Annotated in this window: 17 protein-coding genes; 2 read left to right on the forward strand and 15 right to left on the reverse strand. The window is 67.3% G+C overall.

Annotated elements, in window-relative coordinates; translation table 11 throughout:
* The 12 genes from VFF46_RS18570 to VFF46_RS18625 all read right to left on the reverse strand — a co-directional run.
* The coding region (locus VFF46_RS18570) for a prepilin peptidase (RefSeq protein WP_325038401.1) at positions 1 to 402 on the reverse strand (402 nt) is incomplete at its 3' end.
* Entirely contained in the window at positions 399 to 2,513 is a 2,115-nt protein-coding gene (locus VFF46_RS18575) for a hypothetical protein (RefSeq protein ID WP_325038402.1), read from the reverse strand. The genes VFF46_RS18570 and VFF46_RS18575, both read right to left, overlap by 4 nt.
* Positions 2,510 to 3,151, reverse strand: a complete 642-nt coding sequence (locus VFF46_RS18580) for a prepilin-type N-terminal cleavage/methylation domain-containing protein (protein ID WP_325038403.1) — start codon at positions 3,149 to 3,151, stop codon at positions 2,510 to 2,512. Before VFF46_RS18580 ends, VFF46_RS18575 begins: the two co-directional genes overlap by 4 nt.
* Entirely contained in the window at positions 3,145 to 3,585 is a 441-nt protein-coding gene (locus VFF46_RS18585; protein ID WP_325038404.1) for a type II secretion system protein, read from the reverse strand. Before VFF46_RS18585 ends, VFF46_RS18580 begins: the two co-directional genes overlap by 7 nt.
* On the reverse strand, positions 3,582 to 4,787 hold the full coding sequence (locus tag VFF46_RS18590; protein WP_325038405.1) for a type II secretion system F family protein: 1,206 nt from the start codon (positions 4,785 to 4,787) through the stop codon (positions 3,582 to 3,584). The genes VFF46_RS18585 and VFF46_RS18590 overlap by 4 nt, the downstream gene beginning before the upstream one ends.
* 3 nt (positions 4,788 to 4,790) lie before the next feature.
* Entirely contained in the window at positions 4,791 to 6,419 is a 1,629-nt protein-coding gene (locus VFF46_RS18595; protein WP_325038406.1) for a GspE/PulE family protein, read from the reverse strand.
* Positions 6,416 to 7,501 (reverse strand): type IV pilus twitching motility protein PilT, encoded by a 1,086-nt coding sequence (locus tag VFF46_RS18600; RefSeq protein ID WP_325038407.1) that lies wholly within the window; start codon positions 7,499 to 7,501, stop codon positions 6,416 to 6,418. Before VFF46_RS18600 ends, VFF46_RS18595 begins: the two co-directional genes overlap by 4 nt.
* A gap of 75 nt (positions 7,502 to 7,576) precedes the next feature.
* Entirely contained in the window at positions 7,577 to 7,921 is a 345-nt protein-coding gene (locus VFF46_RS18605; protein WP_325038408.1) for a type II secretion system protein, read from the reverse strand.
* A 46-nt stretch (positions 7,922 to 7,967) separates the two neighbouring features.
* On the reverse strand, positions 7,968 to 8,726 hold the full coding sequence (locus tag VFF46_RS18610; protein ID WP_325038409.1) for an AAA family ATPase: 759 nt from the start codon (positions 8,724 to 8,726) through the stop codon (positions 7,968 to 7,970).
* A 146-nt stretch (positions 8,727 to 8,872) separates the two neighbouring features.
* The gene (locus VFF46_RS18615) at positions 8,873 to 10,549 is read right to left on the reverse strand and encodes a helix-turn-helix domain-containing protein (protein WP_325038410.1); all 1,677 of its coding nucleotides are present in this window, start codon (positions 10,547 to 10,549) and stop codon (positions 8,873 to 8,875) included.
* A gap of 4 nt (positions 10,550 to 10,553) precedes the next feature.
* Entirely contained in the window at positions 10,554 to 11,855 is a 1,302-nt protein-coding gene (locus VFF46_RS18620; protein WP_325038411.1) for an MFS transporter, read from the reverse strand.
* Positions 11,856 to 11,871: 16 nt separating this feature from the next.
* The gene (locus VFF46_RS18625) at positions 11,872 to 12,600 is read right to left on the reverse strand and encodes a 3-hydroxybutyrate dehydrogenase (protein WP_325038412.1); all 729 of its coding nucleotides are present in this window, start codon (positions 12,598 to 12,600) and stop codon (positions 11,872 to 11,874) included.
* A gap of 146 nt (positions 12,601 to 12,746) precedes the next feature.
* On the opposite strand from VFF46_RS18625, the gene VFF46_RS18630 reads away from it, so the two are divergent.
* Entirely contained in the window at positions 12,747 to 14,996 is a 2,250-nt protein-coding gene (locus VFF46_RS18630; RefSeq protein ID WP_325038413.1) for an FdhF/YdeP family oxidoreductase, read from the forward strand.
* Here the strand turns inward: VFF46_RS18630 and VFF46_RS18635 are convergent.
* Positions 14,977 to 16,140, reverse strand: a complete 1,164-nt coding sequence (locus VFF46_RS18635; RefSeq protein WP_325038414.1) for an MFS transporter — start codon at positions 16,138 to 16,140, stop codon at positions 14,977 to 14,979. The genes VFF46_RS18630 and VFF46_RS18635 overlap by 20 nt on opposite strands.
* A gap of 68 nt (positions 16,141 to 16,208) precedes the next feature.
* On the opposite strand from VFF46_RS18635, the gene VFF46_RS18640 reads away from it, so the two are divergent.
* A complete protein-coding gene (locus tag VFF46_RS18640) occupies positions 16,209 to 16,805 on the forward strand; it encodes a CGNR zinc finger domain-containing protein (RefSeq protein WP_325038415.1) in 597 nt (198 codons plus the stop codon).
* A 24-nt stretch (positions 16,806 to 16,829) separates the two neighbouring features.
* On the opposite strand, the gene VFF46_RS18645 is transcribed toward VFF46_RS18640, so the two are convergent.
* Together VFF46_RS18645 and VFF46_RS18650 are read right to left on the reverse strand one after the other, a co-directional pair.
* Positions 16,830 to 17,510, reverse strand: coding sequence for a uridine kinase (locus VFF46_RS18645; RefSeq protein WP_325038416.1), 681 nt, complete (start codon positions 17,508 to 17,510; stop codon positions 16,830 to 16,832).
* Positions 17,511 to 17,543: 33 nt separating this feature from the next.
* Positions 17,544 to 18,755 (reverse strand): MMPL family transporter (locus VFF46_RS18650; RefSeq protein ID WP_325038417.1); only part of this gene is annotated, 1,212 nt, incomplete at its 5' end.

Consider the following 18,755-nt stretch of genomic DNA (forward strand, 5'->3'; position numbering starts at 1 on the left):
CACAGCGAGTACCGGGTACGACGGAAGCACGATGGCGTTGGGCAACCGCCGTACGTCGAGATCGATCAAGGCGAGGGCCACCCCGGCACCAACGAACCACAGGTACGCCGGGAGCGCGGCAACCGACCCGAGCCGCACCGCGACCGCCGCGAACAGCAGGCCGGTCGCCAGCTCCACCAGCGGGTACCGCACGTTGATCGGCAGTCGGCAGTCCGCACACCGCCCGCGCAGCATCACCCATCCAGCCACGGGTACGTTGTGCCGGTTACGCACCGGCTGTGAGCATCGCGGGCAGTGCGACGGCGGGCTGACCACAGACTCTCCACGCGGCACCCGATACACCACCACGTTCAGGAACGAACCAACAGCCAGCCCCAGGACGCCGGCAACTACCGCGATCATCCCGGCCTCGACCAACTGAGCACAGTCACCTGCCGATGACCCGGACTGGGCGCCGCCGGGTTGCTGTCCACCAAGGCGACCTTGGATCGCAAGACAGGTGAACCGTCAGTCGAGCATGGCCCGGCGCCCGAGCAGATGTACGCCGACAGGTAGAGACTGAACACGAACCCCGGCGAGTCATCGGGCACCTCGATCACGACACCGCCGAAAGAAAAACTGCCGGTCTCCTTGATCCACAGGGATCTCGCGACGACCCCGAACCGGAACACCTGTTCGGCGGCGTTGTTGAGCGTGATGTCCAGAGCTGCCTTCGGCGCGTACGTCGTACCTTGAACGTAGAACTGGTTGCCGGAATTGTTCGGAGTGGAGACAAGCGCACAGTTCGAGCCACCGGTCCCGGTGTACGGTCCGCTCGTGACGCAGCCCGAGGCGGCCCGAAAGCCCGGCGGCGTGAAGGTCAGCTCGAGCTGAACCGCGTCGATGTCCTCGACATCGTTCCTGTTGGGGTTGGTGAGCGTCGGGTTCACGTCGACCGTCGCCCCGCTGAATGTCCCCTTGTAGATGGCATCCGCGATCGCTCCGGTCCGGCTCGTGTCGAGCGGTATCGAGTCCGTCCGGAACGTCGCGCTGTTGGTCGGAACGGTCACCGAGCCACTCACCGTGAGGTTGGAGGGCGCGACCTTCACCGTCACGTCGTACTTCTCCGACGACGCCGGATCGCTGTGCCGGTGGACGATCTTCAGCACGGCGGACTGCAGAACAGAACCCTCTGGTACGGCGCTGCCCGGGGCGAACCCGGCGACGGTCAAACGCGTCGTGTCATTCCTGCTACCGCTGCTCCAGGACGCGGCGGTCCCGTCGATGCCGGCCAGACTGGCCACCGTCGCAGTCGTACCGAAACCACCCGCGCGTGGAACGCTCGTAACCTTGAGCGCGTTGGTACCAGTCCATGCAGTCGGAGTCTCGGAGCCCGATGTCAGCCCGTACAACGCGACCGGCGGACTGCCCGCGTTGTAGGTCCCGCAGAGCTCGGCCTGCGCGGACTTGACCGCCAGTTGGCTGTCGCCACCGAAGATGAACTGCACGCCGATCGCGTTGCCGGTGTTGATCGGGTTGTCGCAGGCCCCTGGGATCGTCGGGTGCACCGGCGGTGCCGAGATGGCGGCACCCGCCGAGTTCACCGGCGTGCCGGCAACGAGATAGCCGTTGTCGACCGTCCAAACGTCTCCTCCGGACGAGTTCAGCATCGGGTTCGGATTGCTGCCGCTGTTGTGGAAGTCGAAGTAGTACACGCCGGTCGACACGGGCCGTCCGCTCCCGTCGTACACCGGTGGGAACCACCAGGTGCTGCCCTTGCAGGAGCTGCTACTGCTCATCATGTCGGACAGGCCCTTGGCGTCGTCGTAGTAGCCGGGCTGGAACCTGATGACCGAGTTCGGGGTGGTACACGCCGGCAACGAGCGGTGCGGCAGATCCGCGATCGTTGCTGCCGGCACATACCCGGGATCGTTCCACAGCGGGTTGGCGGCCGAGCCGACGTTGCAGGCCGCCGCCGGCGTCGCTCGGATCGTTCCGGAGCAACCGCTGCGAGCCCAGACGTTGGCACTCGTGTTCAGCGCGCCGTTCACGACGTCGATGTTCGAGTTCGAGAACACGTTGCCATGGACACGGAAGGTCGATCCGGTCGGTTGCTGGATGTTCAGGCCGTCCTCACCAGGAATGCTGCCGAGGGTCAGGATCGCGTTGCTCGGTCGGTTGCATTGGCCCAGCGCCTGGCACTGGATCCGGACTTGCTTCGGGTCGGCCTGGCAGGTTATCGCGGCTGAGTTGCTCCCGTAGAAGTTGTTGAGCGACAGGGTGTTGCTCCCACCGAAGCAGGACTGGCCCGCGTTGTCGTTGTAGTTGCTGTTGCGGAGGTTGTTGATCGCGGCCTGCATGGCGCCGTCAGCCGTGTAGGTGCCGGACACCTGGTCCCGCAGGCCGACTGTGGCGCGGACACTGGTGTCAGTGAGCGTCAGCAGCGCGGCCAGGCTCAAGGCGACCACCGTGATCACTATCAGCGCCAGGATGAGCGCTGCCCCTTCCTCACCGCGAGCATTGCCGTTCCTCATTGCTGCCTCCGCTGGCCGTTGAGGGTGATCGGATAGTCGCCGGCCGATCCCTTCGTGACCTGGAACGTCAGCGAGATCGTGGCCGGTACAGCGGTGGACTCGCAGGTACTCGAACAGGTCACGGTGAGACTCCCCGGCTTCACGTTGTGCGCTAGTACGACGTCAGACGCCGGTGTGGTCGCAGGCCCGATGCACTTGATCCGGTGCAACTCGCTGACCGCGCCCGCCGGCAGCAAGTAGTAGGCGACGACGTCAGTGGTCGGATCGGCCTGCGGTACGCCCTGCCAGGCGTCCGAGAGCAACCGCAGGACCGCTGTTGAGGTCGTCGACGATCCACAGGTGTAGCCGCCCGCGTCGTACGACGCGTTGAGCTGGACGGACTGCTTGAACGGTACGGCGTTCGCGTTGACCGCCGCCCAGTCCCGGAGACCGACCCCGGCGACGTCGCGAGCGAAGTACGACGAGCTGATCTGTGCGTCGTGCGACAGCTCCAGCCGATCGGACGTGTCGGTGGTGTTGTGGAACGCTCCGATCACCACGTTCGCCAACGGCACCGTGATGACGGCGAGGATCGCGACCGCGACGAGTAATTCGACCAGTGTGAAGCCTGCGTCGGTGCGGGTACGACGGGTCAGCACGAGGTGTCCAATCCACAGGGCTTCCGCAGTACGACGTCCACTCGCTCCGTCGCGCGTCCGTCGTTGCTGGCGACCTGGACTGTCAGTCGCTGCAGGCCGGTGTCCACAGAGCAGGCCGCCTGCCAGGCAGTGCCCGTCCAGTAACGCATCGAGCCGGACACCACGGTCGCCGTGTACCCGGTCGGCGCGGTGAAGGCGGCAGCCGACTGGTACGCCGACGCCGTACCGCAGGCCACGTAGTTGCCCCCGGTAACCGCCGTCTGGACCGCCTCGGCGTAGTCGCGGACCGCGGTACCGGCGGTGGCCTGCTTGCGATGGACGTCGGAGATCAGCACGCTCGTGACCAGGCCGGCCATGATCGCGACCACGGCGATACCCATGATCGCGACCGCGATCAGGACCTCGAGCAGCGACTCGCCGCGCTCGTTCCTCATGTCTGGACCTGGCGGAAGATGCCGTACATCGCGGACACCAGGGCGACCGCGACGAAGCCGACGATGATGCCCATGACAACGATGACCAGTGGTTCGAAGAGGCCGATGAGCTTCTTCAGCTTGTAGTCGAGTTCGCCCTCGTAGTACTGCGCCGTGACCTCGAGCTGGGTGTCGAGCGTCCCGGTCTCCTCGCCGACACGCATCATCTGCGCCGCTGTCTTCGGGAAGAGCTTCGTCGCGGCAAGTGGGCGGGCGAGACCCTCTCCCTCCAGCAGGGCTTCGCCTGCCGCGCCCAGGGAACGGCGGAACACCAGGTTCGGCAGTGAGCCGGTGGCGACGCGCAAAGCCTCCGGGAGTTGCACCCCAGCACCGACCATGGACGCGAGGATGCGGCAGAAACGTTCCACCAGTGCGAACCGGATGGTCCCGCCGAGCACAGGCAGTGCCAGGAACAGCCTGTCGCGCAGATAGCGACCGCCCTGGGTCTGCACGGTTCCGAAGACGACCAGGCCGACTACCGCGGCAAGCCCGCCCAGTGCCCACCACCAGGCGGCGAAGAAGTCCGTCACCGCGAGCAGCATGCGGGTCGGCAGCGGCAGCGTCGCATGCAGGCCGGCGAAGAACTCCTTGAACCGTGGCAGCACGAACGCGGACAGCACGACCACCGTGACCAGCGACATCATCGCCACGATCGACGGGTAGATCATGGCCTGCTTGACCTTGCGTCGCGCCTCCAGGTCGCGCTCCAGGTACTTGGCCAGCTGCCCGAGGACCGTGTCCAGCTGGCCACTCAGCTCGGCCGACCGGAGGATCCCGCGGTAGAACTCGGGAAAGATCTTCGGGTGCCGGTCGAAGCAGTCCGAGAGCTTCTCCCCGCCGCGCAGCCCGTACTCGACCTCGGCCATCATCCGCCGTACCGACGCGTTGTCGGACTCCTCGCCCAGCGAGTGCACGGCGTCGATCAGCGGCATGCCGGCCCGGATGAAGGCACCGAGCTGCCTGGACAGGTGCATGACCTCCTCACGCTTCACCCGGCGTGGCGTGATCTCCAACTGCAGGACGCTGCGCTTCTCGGTGACCCGGATGTCGCGCAGCTCGCGGTCGTACAGCGCCAGCTCGGCGTCCTCGCGGGTCTCGGCCTTCGTGGTGCCCTTGGCGACCTGACCGTCCGGAGCGACCGCGACGTACGCGTATCTGGTCATCGGTCAGCTCCCGACCAGGTAGATGGATCGCATGACCTCACCGATCGTGGTCACGCCCTGGCCGACCAGCCGGACGCCCTCCTCGGTCAGGGTGCGCATGCCCTCGTACCGCGCGGCCTTGCGGATCTCGTCGTGCGAGGCGCGGTCCACGACCAGATCGCGGAGCGTGTCCGAGACAGGCATCAGCTCGTACACCCCGGTCCGCTCCAGGAATCCGGTGTGCGCGCAGAAGTTGCAGCCCGCACCCCGGACGAAGCCGTCGGACGGGGCTCCGCCACCGGCGGCTGCCAGGAACGCCAGTTCTTCGGACTTCGGCTGGTAATACTCGCGGCAGTTCGGGCAAGTACGCCGTACCAGCCGCTGGGAGACCACGGCGGTCACCGAGGACGCGACCAGGAACGTCTCGATCCCCATGTCCAGCAGACGATGCAGCGCGGTCGCCGCGTCCGTAGCGTGCAGTGACGACAGCACCAAGTGCCCGGTCAGCGCGGACTGTACGGCGATCCGGGCGGTCTCGACGTCGCGGACCTCGCCGACCAGGATGACGTCCGGGTCCTGCCGCAGGATCGACCGGAGCCCGCCGGCGAACGTGATGCCGGCCGCCTCGTTGATCTGGATCTGGTTGATCGAGTCGAAGGTGTACTCCACCGGGTCCTCGATCGTCATGATGTTCCGCTCCGGGCTGTTGATCTCGCCGAGCGACCCGTACAGCGTGGTGGTCTTGCCGCTCCCGGTCGGCCCGGCGCAGATGACCATGCCGTACGGCGCTCTCAGCAGGCCGGAGTACGTCGCTGCCAGCTGCTCGGGCATCCCGAGCTGTTCGAGCCGGAACAAGGGCCGGCTCTTGTCGAGCAGTCGCAGTACGACCTTCTCGCCGCCGACCACCGCGGTCGTCGAGACCCGGATGTCGACCGGCCGGTCCTCGACGTCCATGCTGATCTGGCCGTCCTGCGGGCGGCGGCGCTCGACGATGTTCAGGTCCGCGAGGATCTTGATCCGGCTGACCACCGCCGGGCCGATCGACCCGGGCAGCTCGAGTACGTCGTGCAGCGCTCCGTCGATCCGGTACCGCACCCGCACCCGGTCGCCGTGCGGCTCGATGTGGACGTCCGACGCGCGGTCCCGCAGCGCCTGGGTGATCACCAGTTGCACGACCTGGACAACCGGTGCGTCGCCGCTGACTTCCTCACGAACTTCCCTGCGCACGGCGTCGCGAGCTTCGAAGACCTTGACGCGGTCGTCGATCCCGGTCAGCGCACGGTACGCCGTACCGATCGCGTGCAGCACATCCGTGGGCGCCGCGAGCCTCAGGATCAGCCGACGGCCTATGACCGCGCGCAGCTCGTCGTGGATCGACGGGTCGGCGACAGCGACCGTAACGACGTCCTGGTCGATCTCCAGCGGTACGGCGGCCAGGTAGCGCGCCGTTCGCTCGTCGAGCAGCGTTGCCGCGGCAGGATCCGGGCTGACGGTCCTTAAATCGACCAGGTCGAGGTTGTACCGCTCCGCCAGCTGCCTGGCCCTCGTACGCTCGATGTGCAGGTCCTGCTCGGTCGCAGCCGGGCGCACCTCGGCCCGCGGCGGCGCTGCGGCGTGCTGTGGCTCGGGCTCGGCCGATTTGCGGAGCTTCACGCCGTCACCCCCGCATGCAGCCGCGGACGGGCCTCGATGTCCTTCGGGTACAGGCTGCGCGCGGCCGCGTCGTCGTACGCGACGATCCCGTTCTGCACCAGCGTCGAGAGGGACTGCTCGAGCGTCTGCATGCCGTCGCGCTGCCCGGTGACGACCGAGTTGCGCAGCTGATGCGTCTTACCTTCCTTGATCAGGTTCCGTACGGCGGCATCCGCGACCATCACCTCGTACGCCGCGACCAGGCCGCCACCGATCCGCGGGATCAGCCGTTGGTAGACGACTCCTGTGAGCGCGGCGGCCAGCTGTACGCGTACCTGTGCCTGCTGCTCGGCCGGGAACACGTCGACGATGCGTGCCAGCGACTGCGCGGTGTCGTTCGTGTGCAGGGTCGCGAAAACCAGGTGGCCGGTCTCGGCGATCGTCAGCGCGAACCGGATCGAGTCCAGGTCGCGCATCTCGCCTACCAGGAGTACGTCGGGGTCCTCGCGCAGCGCCGAGCGCAGTGCGTCCGGGAAGCTCGCTGTGTCGCTGCCTACCTCGCGTTGGTTGACCGCGGACAGCTGGTGGTCGTGGACGTACTCGATCGGGTCCTCGACCGTGATGATGTGGCAGGCACGGTCGGTGTTGATCTTGCCGATCATCGCGGCCAGGGTGGTCGACTTACCGGACCCTGTCGGGCCGGTGACGAGAACCAGGCCCTGGTGCTTGCGTACGAAGTCGTAGAGGACCGGTGGGAGACCTAGCTCATCCATGGACGGTATCCGGCGCGGGATCATCCGGAGCGCCACGGCCGTGTCGCCACGCTGGGTGAACGCGTTGCCGCGGATCCGGGCCTCGTCACGCCAGGAGAACGCGAAGTCGTGTTCGTGCTTGGTGGTCCAGTCGGTCTGCTGGAGTACCTCGTGCAGCAGGCTGTCGGTGTCGTCGCGGGTCAGCCTGTCCGCGCCGGCGACGGAGTACAGACTGCCGTGCACGCGGATCTGCGGCGGCAGACCGGCCGTCAGCAGCAGGTCCGTACCACCCGCGTTCCACAACTCTTCGAGCAGCAGGTCAACCCGACCGCCACGAGCAAGACTGATCATGATGCTCTCCAGGTAGTAATGGCCCGGTGAGGAGGAGCGCTTGGGGTCCCCCCTCCCCACCGGAGTCCAGGCGGCTTAGAGGGTGTCGCAGCTCGGTGCTGCAGTCACCGCACCGTTAGCGCCGAGGGTGACCGCGTACTTCGTGCTGTTCGGCCAACTGCGCAGGAACTGGCTGGTGCCTGCCGTGAGATCGGTCTGCAGCGTCGGGTAGGTGCCGTTCTTGGCGTAGTACGCCTCGACGGCCACCTCGACGCTCTTGACATCCGACTTGCAGGCGGACGCGTAGCCGCGGTCCTGGATGCCCTGGACGGCGAAGACCACGATGCCGGAGAGGACGCCGAGGATGACGATCACCATCAGGAGTTCGATCAGGGTGAAGCCGGACTGGTTTCTCCGGGCTTCGTGCAATCTGTTGAGCATGTGCGTTTCGCTTTCTCTGCAAAGGTTTGACGGACATTCGGTGGTGCTAGACGGAGGGCGGATCGCGGCTGCACCTCCCATCGCTCGCGGCCAGCAGATCGGCCAGCCGGCGTACCGCCTGGCTGACGGGGTGGTCGGGGCAGCCCGCGGTGAGGGGCTCGCCCCGGTTGATCGAGGCGGGTACGTCGGTCCAGTTCGGGAGCTGGACCGTGACCGGGCTCCGAACCAGCTGATCCACGTCGGCGTTGGTGAGCCCGGCGTGAGTGTCGGATCGGTTGACCACGACCGACCTGGTATTCGCGCCGTACAGCAGGTCCAGGACGTCCAGCGTCATCCGCAGGTTCTTCAGCGACGGGCGTTCCGGCGTTGCGACCAGCACCTGGTGGTCCGCCGCGTCCAACGCGCTCAGCACGGTCGTGTTGAACTGCGCAGGCGTGTCCACCACCACGTAGTCGTAGATCAGCCGCAGCACGTACAGGAGCTCATCGATCAGCTCGTTCGTGATCAGACTCGCCTCGCCCGGCCCGGTCGGCGCCAGCAGGCAGTCCAGCCCGGGGCGGAACGGCGTCATGAGTACGGCGACGTTCTCCACCGTGAGGGAGTCCGCCCACGGCACTGCGTCACAGAGGCTGCGGTCGGTCCGCAGCCCGAGTACACACGCAACGTCGCCGAACTGCAGGTCAAGGTCGACCAGGCAGACCCGACGGGTACCACGGGCGCACAGGGTGACGGCTAGGTTCGTGGCAACGGTTGTCTTGCCGCAGCCGCCCTTGGCTGCGTAGACCGTGATGATGCGTCCTGGCATGTCGCCCCCCGTGCCACGCTGCGTCACCGTGTTCTGCGGTGACCTGGCCTAAAGAGTGGTGTGTCGGGGAGTTTCGTCACAGCGGGTGAACGGCTGACAGGGCTCGTCGTTCGGACGACGGGTGTCGTCCGAACGGTCGACCGGGGTCAGCCGAGAGCTGAGTGGAGTCGGAGTGCTACCTGTATGTCCAGTGCGCGTTTCGGAGACTGCCAGCCGTCGCCGAGGAGTGCGGTGATTCGGTCCAGCCGCTGCTGCACGGTGTTCGGGTGGATGTGTAGCGATGTGCCTGCGCGTGTGGGGCTTTGGCCGGAGGCGAAGTACGCCTGGAGCGTGCCTATGAGGTCTGTGCCGCGGTCGGTGTCGTAGGCGAGCACCTCGCCAAGGACGTGCTGCACGTGGGCGTGTACGTCGACCTCGGATGCGCCGACCAGGCCTGCTACGCCTAGGTCGTCAGGTGTTGCGGACTCGGCGGTGCGTCCCAGACGGACCATCGTGGTGGCCAAACGCGAGGCCTGGCGATGTGCTTCGACCAGGGGCTCTCCCCACGAGGCAGGTCCGGTTACCGCAATCGTGACGCCGGTGCGCTTCGCCAGGTCGGACAGGTCCCGTGCGACGGACGTGGCCTTGGTACGGGCGAACAGGAGCACCAGGTCGCCGCCGTACGGACCAGCCAGCACCAGGCGGTCCTCCAGCGGTGCAGACAGTCGAGCGCGTACGCCGGAGTGGTCGCCGCGGCACACTGCGACGACCAGGCGGTCGTTTCGATGGTTCGGGACGAGTAGGCGGAGCCGTTCCGTCAGGGTGCGCGGGTCGGTGCTTCCGCTGAGTACGTCGGCCAGTAGATCCGCCTGCGCACGTTGAGATTGCTCAGCCGCCTGTCGTCGGAACAGGAGCACCAGTGCGGTAACAACGGCCGCACGCTCCACTATGCGCTGGTCAGCACCCGACAGGTCGTCAGCGCCGCCAATGACCAGCGCACCGAGCCGTTCGCCCTTGGCTGTCGCTGCCACGACCCAGCAGTCACCGCTGCGCGTCAAACGACCGGACGACGACTCCTGCCACGGCACCGGCGTACCGGGGACCTGTCCCGCGTTGGCCAGCTCGTTGCCGCTGGCATCAACCAGTACGACCCACACGTTCAGCAGCTCGGCCAACGCTGCAGCGATGGCGTCTACGTCCCCGCCGGACAACACGATCTCCGCAAAGCGGTCATGTGCTGCGGCTGCGTGCTCCACGCCTGCATGTGCAGCAGACAGTTGGTCCAGCGCAGCAGCTGTCTCGGCCGCGGCCCGTACCTGTACCAGCGTCACAGCGGCCAGCGTTGCGAGTGAACCGAGCAGTGACACCTCATCACGGCTGAACGGCCTCCGTGTCCGGTTGGACGCGAACAGCACGCCGACGAACGCGCCGTCCACCACTAGCGGCGTACCGCAGATGGCTACGAGCCCTTCCTCACCGACAGCGTCGTCGATCGGCAGGGTGTGCCGGAAGCGCCTGTCCGACGGGTAGTCCGCGGTCCAGTACGGCTTGTACGTTTCTGCAACCAGTCCACCGAGCCCTGCGCCCAGGGGCAACCGCAGCTGCTGGAACGCGGCAGACACGGAACCGTCGGTCGCCCGCATGTACGTGTCGCCGCGCGTCTCGTCGTACAGGGTCAGGTACGCCACGTCCGTACCGACGAGGGTGCGTGCACGGTGCACGATGGTGTGCAGTACGCGGCCAGGGTCCCGTGCCGACGCCAGCTCCTGCGCTACGTCGACCAGTGCGGTCAGCTCCGCCTCACGCTTCTTACTGGCAGCCAGTAGGCGCCGCAGCTCCTCCATGGTCCTACAGAGTAGTGAGGTCCCGGCGATGCGTTTCGGAGTACGACGTGACCGCCACGATCGAGATGACCGCGCAGACCGCGATGTAGATCGCGATCGCGTAGCCCGAGTCGTACGCCTTGAGCAGGGCCACCGCGATGAACGGCGCCAGCCCGCCCGCGATGATCGACGCGAGCTGGTACCCGACCGAAACACCGGAGTACCGCACCCGTGTCCCGAAGAGCTCGGTGAAGAACGATGCCTGCGGGCCGTACATCGCGCCGTGCAGCACCAGGCCGACCGTGACGGCAAGAGCGGCCAGGGCGAAGTTCTTGGTGTCCACCAGCGTGATGAACAGGAAGCCCCACACCCCCACGCCGATCGCACCGATCAGGTACACGGGCCGGCGACCGATCCGGTCCGACAACGCACCCCACAGCGGGATCGCGAAGAAGTGCACGGCCGCACCGATCAGTACCGCGTTCAAGGCGAACGACTTCCCCATCCCGAGGTGTTCCTTCGCGTACGTCGCGATCACGATCGTGAAGATGTAGTAGCTGACGTTCTCCGCCATCCGCGCGCCCATCGCCGTCAGCACCTCACGGGGGTACTGCGTGAGCACCTCGAGCAGCGGGAGCTTGTCCGCCGGCTCCTGCTTCGACTGCGCTTCCTTGAACACAGGCGACTCCTCGATCCGCAGCCGTACCCAGAGCCCTACCAGCACCAGTACTGCGGACAGCAGGAACGGAATGCGCCAGCCCCACGCGTTGAACGCAGCGTCCGACTGGAACGCGGCCAGGCCGGCCAGTACGCCGTTAGCGATCAGCTGTCCCGCTGGAGCACCTGCCTGCGGCCAGGATGCCCAGAAACCACGCCGTGCCGGATCACCATGCTCCGACACGATAAGAACGGCCCCACCCCACTCACCGCCCAGTGCGAACCCCTGGATGAGCCGCAGTACGGTCAGCAGGATCGGGGCGAGCGCACCGACCTGCGCGTACGTCGGGAGCAACCCGATGGCGAACGTAGCGAGCCCCATCATCAGCAGCGACAGCACCAGCAGCTGTTTGCGGCCCAGCCGGTCACCGAAGTGCCCGAACACCACACCGCCGATCGGACGAGCGAGGAAGCCCACCGCGAACGTGGCGAAGCTCAGTAGGGTCCCCGTGAGCTGCTCGCCCTTGGGGAAGAACAGGTCGCCGAACACCACCGATGCGGCGACGCCGTACAGGAAGAAGTCGTACCACTCGACCGTAGTACCGACGAGGCTCGCGCCGACCACCCGGACGATCGACGTACGTGTCTGGACTGGTTGCGTAGCTGTCATGGGCGGGCTCCTGTGATTAGTGGGCGGTCCAGCCGCCGTCGAGTACGAACGAGCTCCCCGTGATCGAGGCGGACGCGGGGCCGCACAGCACGGCCACCAGCTCCGCCACTTCGGCCGGTTCGATCAGCCGCTTCACGGCGACCGGTTCGAGCAGGACCTTGTCCAGCACTTCTGCCTCGGACACGCCGTGTGTAGCGGCCTGGTCCGCCAACTGCGCGGTCACGAGCGGCGTACGGACATACGCCGGGTTCACGCAGTTGCTGGTCACACCGTGCGCTGCACCTTCCAGTGCGACCACCTTGCTGAGTCCCTCGAGCCCGTGCTTCGCGGCGACGTACGCCGCCTTGAAAGGGCTGGCCCGGAGCCCGTGGACCGAGCTGATGTTCACCACGCGGCCCCAGCCGGCGCCGTACATGTGTGGCAGCGTCTGCCGGATCAGCCGGAACGGAGCCTCCAGCATCAGCCGGATGAGGTAGCTGAACCGCTCCGGCGGGAACTGCTCGACCGGTGCGATCTGCTGGACGCCTGCGTTGTTCACCAGGATGTCTACGTCCACCGGCAGCTCCTGCAGCCGCTCCAGGTCCGACAGGTCGGCTCTTACCGTCTCGACCCCCTCCAGTGCGTCAAGACCGGGCTGGTCGAGGTCGACGGCCACAACATGGACACCGTCCGCTGCCAGGCGCTGGGCGCAGGCTGCACCGATACCGGACGCTGCACCGGTGACAAGGGCTCGACGGGTCTCCATGGCGGACGACTGTAGGAATCCTTCACCGCCGCAGCCATGGGATCGGAGCACATATCGCGCGCCTTCGCGGTGGGACGCCCGGACATTTATCCACAAGTACGGCTATCACCGCAGCGCGCCACGATAGGCAGGCCTATTGTTGAAACATGGTCGATATCGAACAGCCGAAGCAGAAGGCCGTGGGCGTCCCCGCCATCCTGTCGTCCTTCAAGTTCGGTCTCCGCGAGATGGGCGCGGTCCGCAGCACGCGGACCTTCCTGAAGATGAACCAGGACCGCGGGTTCGACTGCCCGTCCTGTGCGTGGCCGGATCCGGAGCACAAGCACACGGCGGAGTTCTGCGAGAACGGCGCCAAGGCGGTGGCCTGGGAGGCGACGCGCAAGCGGGTGCCGCGGGCCTTCTTCGCGGAGAACTCCGTGGCCGCGATGGACCGGATCTCCGAGTTCGACCTCGGCAAGCTCGGCCGGATCACCGAGCCGATGCTGCTCCGGGCCGGCGCCACCCACTACGAGCCGGTCGGCTGGGACGAGGCGTTCCAGGTCGTCGCGCGGCACCTCAAGGCGCTCGTGGACCCCAACGACGCCGTCTTCTACACCTCCGGGCGGACCAGCAACGAGGCCGCGTTCCTGTACCAGCTGTTCGTCCGCGCGTACGGGACCAACAACCTGCCCGACTGCTCGAACATGTGCCACGAGTCCTCCGGTACGGCGTTGTCGAAGGTGATCGGCAGCGGCAAGGGCGCGGTCACGCTGGAGATGCTCGAGGAGTCCGAGCTGATCGTGATCGTCGGGCAGAACCCGGGCACCAACGCGCCGCGGATGCTCACCCACCTCGAGGTCGCCAAGCGCAACGGCGCCTCGATCGTCTCGGTGAACCCGCTCCCCGAAGCGGGCCTGATGACCTTCATGAACCCGCAGAAGCCGCGCGGCCTGGTCGGCAAGGGTACGCCGCTCAGCGACCAGCACCTGGCCATCCGGATCGGCGGTGACCAGGCGTTGTTCCTTGCCCTCGGCCACCTCCTGCTGCAGGCCGAGGCGGCGCACCCGGGGACCGTGCTGGACAAGTCGTTCATCGACTCGTACACCAGCGGCTTCGAGCTGTACGCCAAGCACACCACCGAGCTGGACTGGCCCGCGGTCGAGCAGGCCACCGGGCTGCGGCGCGCCGAGATCGAGGAGCTCGCGCAGCGCTTCATCAAGTCGAAGGCAACCGTGGTGTGCTGGGCGATGGGCCTGACCCAGCACCGGGACGCGGTCGCGACGATCAGCGAGATCGTCAACGTGCTGCTCCTGCAGGGCAACATCGGCAAGCCGGGCGCCGGCCCCTGCCCGGTGCGCGGGCACTCGAACGTGCAGGGTGACCGCAGCATGGGGATCTGGGAGAAGATGCCCGACGCCTTCCTGGACAAGCTCGACCACGAGTTCTCGTTCACCTCGCCGCGCGAGCACGGAATCGACGCGGCCGCGACGGTGAAGCGGCTGCGGGACAGCGACGTCCGGGTCTTCTTCGGCATGGGCGGCAACTTCGCGTCCGCGACGCCCGACACCGAGGTCGTGCACCGCGGGCTGCGCGCGTGCGACCTCACCGTTCACGTGTCGACGAAGCTCAACCGGTCGCACACCGTCGTCGGTCGCGAGGCGCTGATCCTGCCGACCCTCGGGCGGACGGACCACGACCACACGGCCGCGGGCCCGCAGTCGGTGTCGGTCGAGGACTCGCAGGGCGCCGTACACCTGTCCAAGGGGAACCTGATCCCGCCGGCGCCGGAGCTGAAGTCGGAGATCGGGATCGTCTGCGGGCTGGCGCAGGCCGTCGTACCGGACGTCGGGCAGATTCCGTGGGCGGACTTCGCGGACGACTACAGCCTGATCCGGCAGCGGATCGGGCGGGTCGCGGACGGGTACGAGAACTACGAGGACCGGCTGCGGGACGGGGACGGCGGGTTCCTGCTGGCGCACGCGGCGCGGGACAAGCGCGAGTTCAAGACGTCGGACGCGCGGGCACAGTTCACCGCGAACGACCTGACCTGGTTGCCGACGGCACCCGGCCGGCTGCTGCTGCAGACGTTGCGCAGTCACGATCAGTTCAACACCACGATCTACGGGCTCGAGGACCGGTATCGCGGGGTGCACGGGACACGCGAGGTGGTCTTCGTCCATCCGGACGACTTGGCGGAGCTGGGCTTGAAGGATGGCCAGTACGTCGACATCGTGAGCGAGTTCCAGGGTGTCGAACGGCGGGCCTCGCACTTCCGGCTCGTCTCGTACCCGACGGCTCGCGGCTGCGTGGCGGCGTACTATCCCGAGACCAACGTGCTGATGTCGGCCGATGACCTCGCGAAGGGCAGTAATACCCCGGTGGCCAAGGGATTGACGGTCAGGCTAGTCGCTTCCTGAACCACGGCTGCAGTACTGCGAGCACGGCGGCGACGACGGCGCTCGTGAGCCAGAGTCCTGTCGGGCCGGACGTCTTGAGTAGTTGGGTCACCGTGAGCGGGGCGATCGTGGTCGCGATGCCCCAGCTCAGGCCGAAGATCGCCAGGTACCGGCCGCGCGCGCTCTCGGGGGCCAGGCCGGACGCCTGGGTGAGGTACCGGGTCAGCAGGAAGAGGTCACCCAGGCTCCACAGGACTGCGGCGAGCACGAAGACCAGCACCGTGTGGGCGAGCGCGCTGACCAGCAGCCCGGCGGCCAGCAGTACGTACCCGATCGCGATCGACCGGAAGTCATCGAGGTTTTTCAGCTTGAGCAGGCGCTGCGCCGCGATCAGCGTCACCGCGGACACGGCGAGGATGCTGCCGGTGCCCGATTTCGGCAACCCTTGCTCGAGCAACGTCAGCGGCAGCCCGATCACCAGTTGCATGTAGATCGTGGCGAAGACCGTGCCACTCACCAGCAGCAGCAACAGCCGCCCGTCCCGCCACGGCAAGACACCCCCACTGGTGTTACGAGTGCTCTGCCTGTCCTCGCCTGCGTCGGCGGGCAAGGCAAGGCGGACCATGGTGGCGCAGGAGAGGCAGGTTATGGCGTCGGCGACGAAGAGCCAGCGGAGGTCCCAGTGGCTGATTGCGGCGGCTAGCAGGCCGGCGAGTACACCAGCAGCAGCCAGGGCGGCGCTGTAGAGGCCGTAGGCAGCAGGGCGGTCCTCTGGTTCGGTGACGTCGGCGATCATCGCCTGGCTCGGTGGTTCGTAGATTTCGAAGGCGAGTCCGAGCAGCACCGTCGCCAGTACCGCGGACCACAGCGCGTGGCTCAACGCGATCCACAACTGCGCGACCGCGCACCCGGCCAGCCCGAGTACGATCGTCCGCCGCCGCCCGAGCCGGTCCGCCAGCTGCCCGCCCAGCAACCGCGACGGGATCGTCGCTGCGCCGAACACCGCGAGAATCACCCCGACCTCGCTCAACGACGCCTTGAACTCGACCGCCAGCACTACCCCGAGGAACGGCAGGGTGAACGCCCCGATCTTGTTCACCGCCCGCGCGATGATCAGGATCCACACCGCCCGCGACAGGCCTCTCGTTGCGGCAACGACGCTCACACCGAACCCCCATGACTATCTAAGTGGCTATGATCGGTCACGCAAACTCGAGCCTACGGAGGTATCGCGTGACTGGTCAAGTCTCTTTTGATAGTCATGCCCGCAGTGTGCTGGCCGCGGCGGTCGAGTATGTGAACCGGCTGACCTCCGGCTACTCAGGCGGTACGCCGTACTCCGCACCGGCCGACGACCCGGACTCGGTCACCTCCGCCGTAGCCGACGCCTTGGCCGCCATCGGCCACCCGCCGAGCTCCCGGCCGCCGGTGGACGACTCGCGTCGACTGGTCCACCTCGCGGGCCGGATGCGGCTCGTCTTCGAAGCCACCAGCTCCGGCGACCTCGACGCCGCCGCGACCGAGATCAACGCGCTGCTCCTGGACACCAACGCCCGCCCCCAACTCGACCGCGGCCGTGACCGCCCGTGGAGCCTCCACTTCCACGGCCCCGACGAACAACTCGCCAACGGCTGGGCCGCCGGCTGCGCCGCAGGCCTCGCCCTGGCAGTAGGCAGCGATCTGGCCGGCCGCCTAGGCGTCTGCGCCGCCCCCCACTGCGACCGTGTCTTCGTAGACGTCTCCAAGAACGGCCAACGCCGCTTCCACTCCCCCCAATGCCAATCCCGAGTAAAAGCCGCCACCCACCGAGCTCGCCAAGCATCCACCTGATCCGAGCCGCCTCGATGGACTCGCCTACGGGGTGGGTTGCCTGCGGTGGAGGATCGGCGCGGCTGGGTTCTCGTTGTTCACCAGGAGCTGGGCGCGGTCAGCCGGATTGATCTGGTCGATGTACAGGCGTTCGCCGGGGATGTAGCGGGTGCGGTAGCGGTGGGCGGCAGCTTCTCGGGAGTCCATCCAGGCGGCGTCGCGTTCGGTGCCTCGACGGAGGACGGTTTCGAAGGAGATGTGGACGTAGATGCGGAGGTCCCAGCAGTCGTCCAGTTCGGGTCGTTGCAGGAAGCAACCATCGGCGATCAGGATCGCTTGTGGTGCGGCGGTTCGGACGGGTGCGTCAAGCGCGCCGGCGGCGTTGGGCTGGCGGATCGCGGTCGTGTAGCGGCGGTCGCCGTCCGGGCCGAGGGGCTCGAGTAGGCGCGTGCGGATCGCCTCGTTGTCGTAGACCTCGTAGTAGTAGCTCTCCGGCGAGTCGAGCGGGTACGTCGTACGGAGCTCGGGTGCTCGTTTGAAGTAGTCGAGGCCGGCGCGGATGATTTCGCGATCGGTACGGCGCCGCAGTACGTCGGCCAGCTCGTCCGCGAGGGTTGTCTTCCCGGCCGCCGAGCACCCGTCGACCGCCACCCGGACCGGGTGCTCCCGCTCGACGCGCAGTACCTCGGCGGCCAGCTCCCCCAGAACCTCAGCCCGGCTTCCCATGGCCGACATTCTCGTCGGCCATGGGAGCAGTCGTCAGCCGACCGGGGTCAGTTCGCGGTCTTGTTCCGAAGGGCTTTCCACCGCGTGCTTGGCGGAGCGAGGGCGGAGCCACTTGGGAGCCCACCAGTTGGCTTCGCCGAGGAGCGTCATGATGCTCGGGAGGACGACCGCGCGGATGATGGTCGCGTCGATGAGGATGGCGACGGCCAGGCCTACGCCCAGTTGCTTCATGTCCAGGGTGCTCAGGGTGGCGAAGACCGCGAAGACGCCGATCATGACGGCGGCCGCGCTGGTGACGACGCCGGCCGAACCGGTGATGCCTTCGGCAACGGCTTGGCGGGTCGGGACGCCGCGCAGGACAGCTTCGCGGATCCGGCTGACCACGAAGACGTGGTAGTCCATCGACAGGCCGAACAGGACGACGAAGAGGAACAGCGGTAGCCAGCTGACCACCGAGCCGTTCGAGCGGAAGTGCAGGAGGCCCTCGGCCCAGGTGTGCTGGAAGACGGCGGTGACGACGCCGTACGCCGCCCCGGCGCTGAGCAGGTTGAGCACGATCGCGGTGACCGCGACGACCACCGATCGGAACGTCGCCATCATCACGATCATCGTCAGGAGCAGCACGAATCCGATCACCAGCGGAAGCTTGTCCCGGGTGTGCGCGGCGTAGTCGACGTCCGCGGCCACGAACCCGCCGACCGCGTACTCGACCCCGGGCACCTTCCCGACCGTCTCCGGCATCAGGTCCTTGCGGAGCTTGGCGAGTGAGTCGCGGGCCTGTTTGCTGCCGCCCGAGTACGGCGTGGCGACCTCGAGCGTCGCGACCGTACCGTCCTTCGAGAAACGCGGCTTCTCCAGCCCGTCGGACGCGAACAGCTTGTCGCCCTTGGTCCTCTCCTGAAGCTCCGCCAGCGCGGCACGTACCGCGGGCTGCTCGTTCGCAGGCGCCCGTACGGCGACCTCGTGGCTCGTGCCCGTACTCGGGAACGCGGCGGTCAACCGGTCGTACGCCTTCATCACCGAGGTCGTCCGCGGCAGGTCCTCGGTACCAGGGAACTTCAGCGTCATGCCGAGCGCCGGCGACGCGACCGCGAGCAGGGCCGTGACGGCTACGAGCAGCGTGGCGATCGGGTGCTTCAGGGCCGGCTTGAGCACGGTCGGCCAGAACCTCGGCTGCCCCTTCGACGCGGTCAGTCGCCAGATGAGCGGGATCCGCGGGCGGTCGACCCAGCGGCCGAGCTTCGC

This window comes from Kribbella sp., assembly GCF_035655035.1.
Taxonomy (GTDB): Bacteria; Actinomycetota; Actinomycetes; order Propionibacteriales; family Kribbellaceae; genus Kribbella.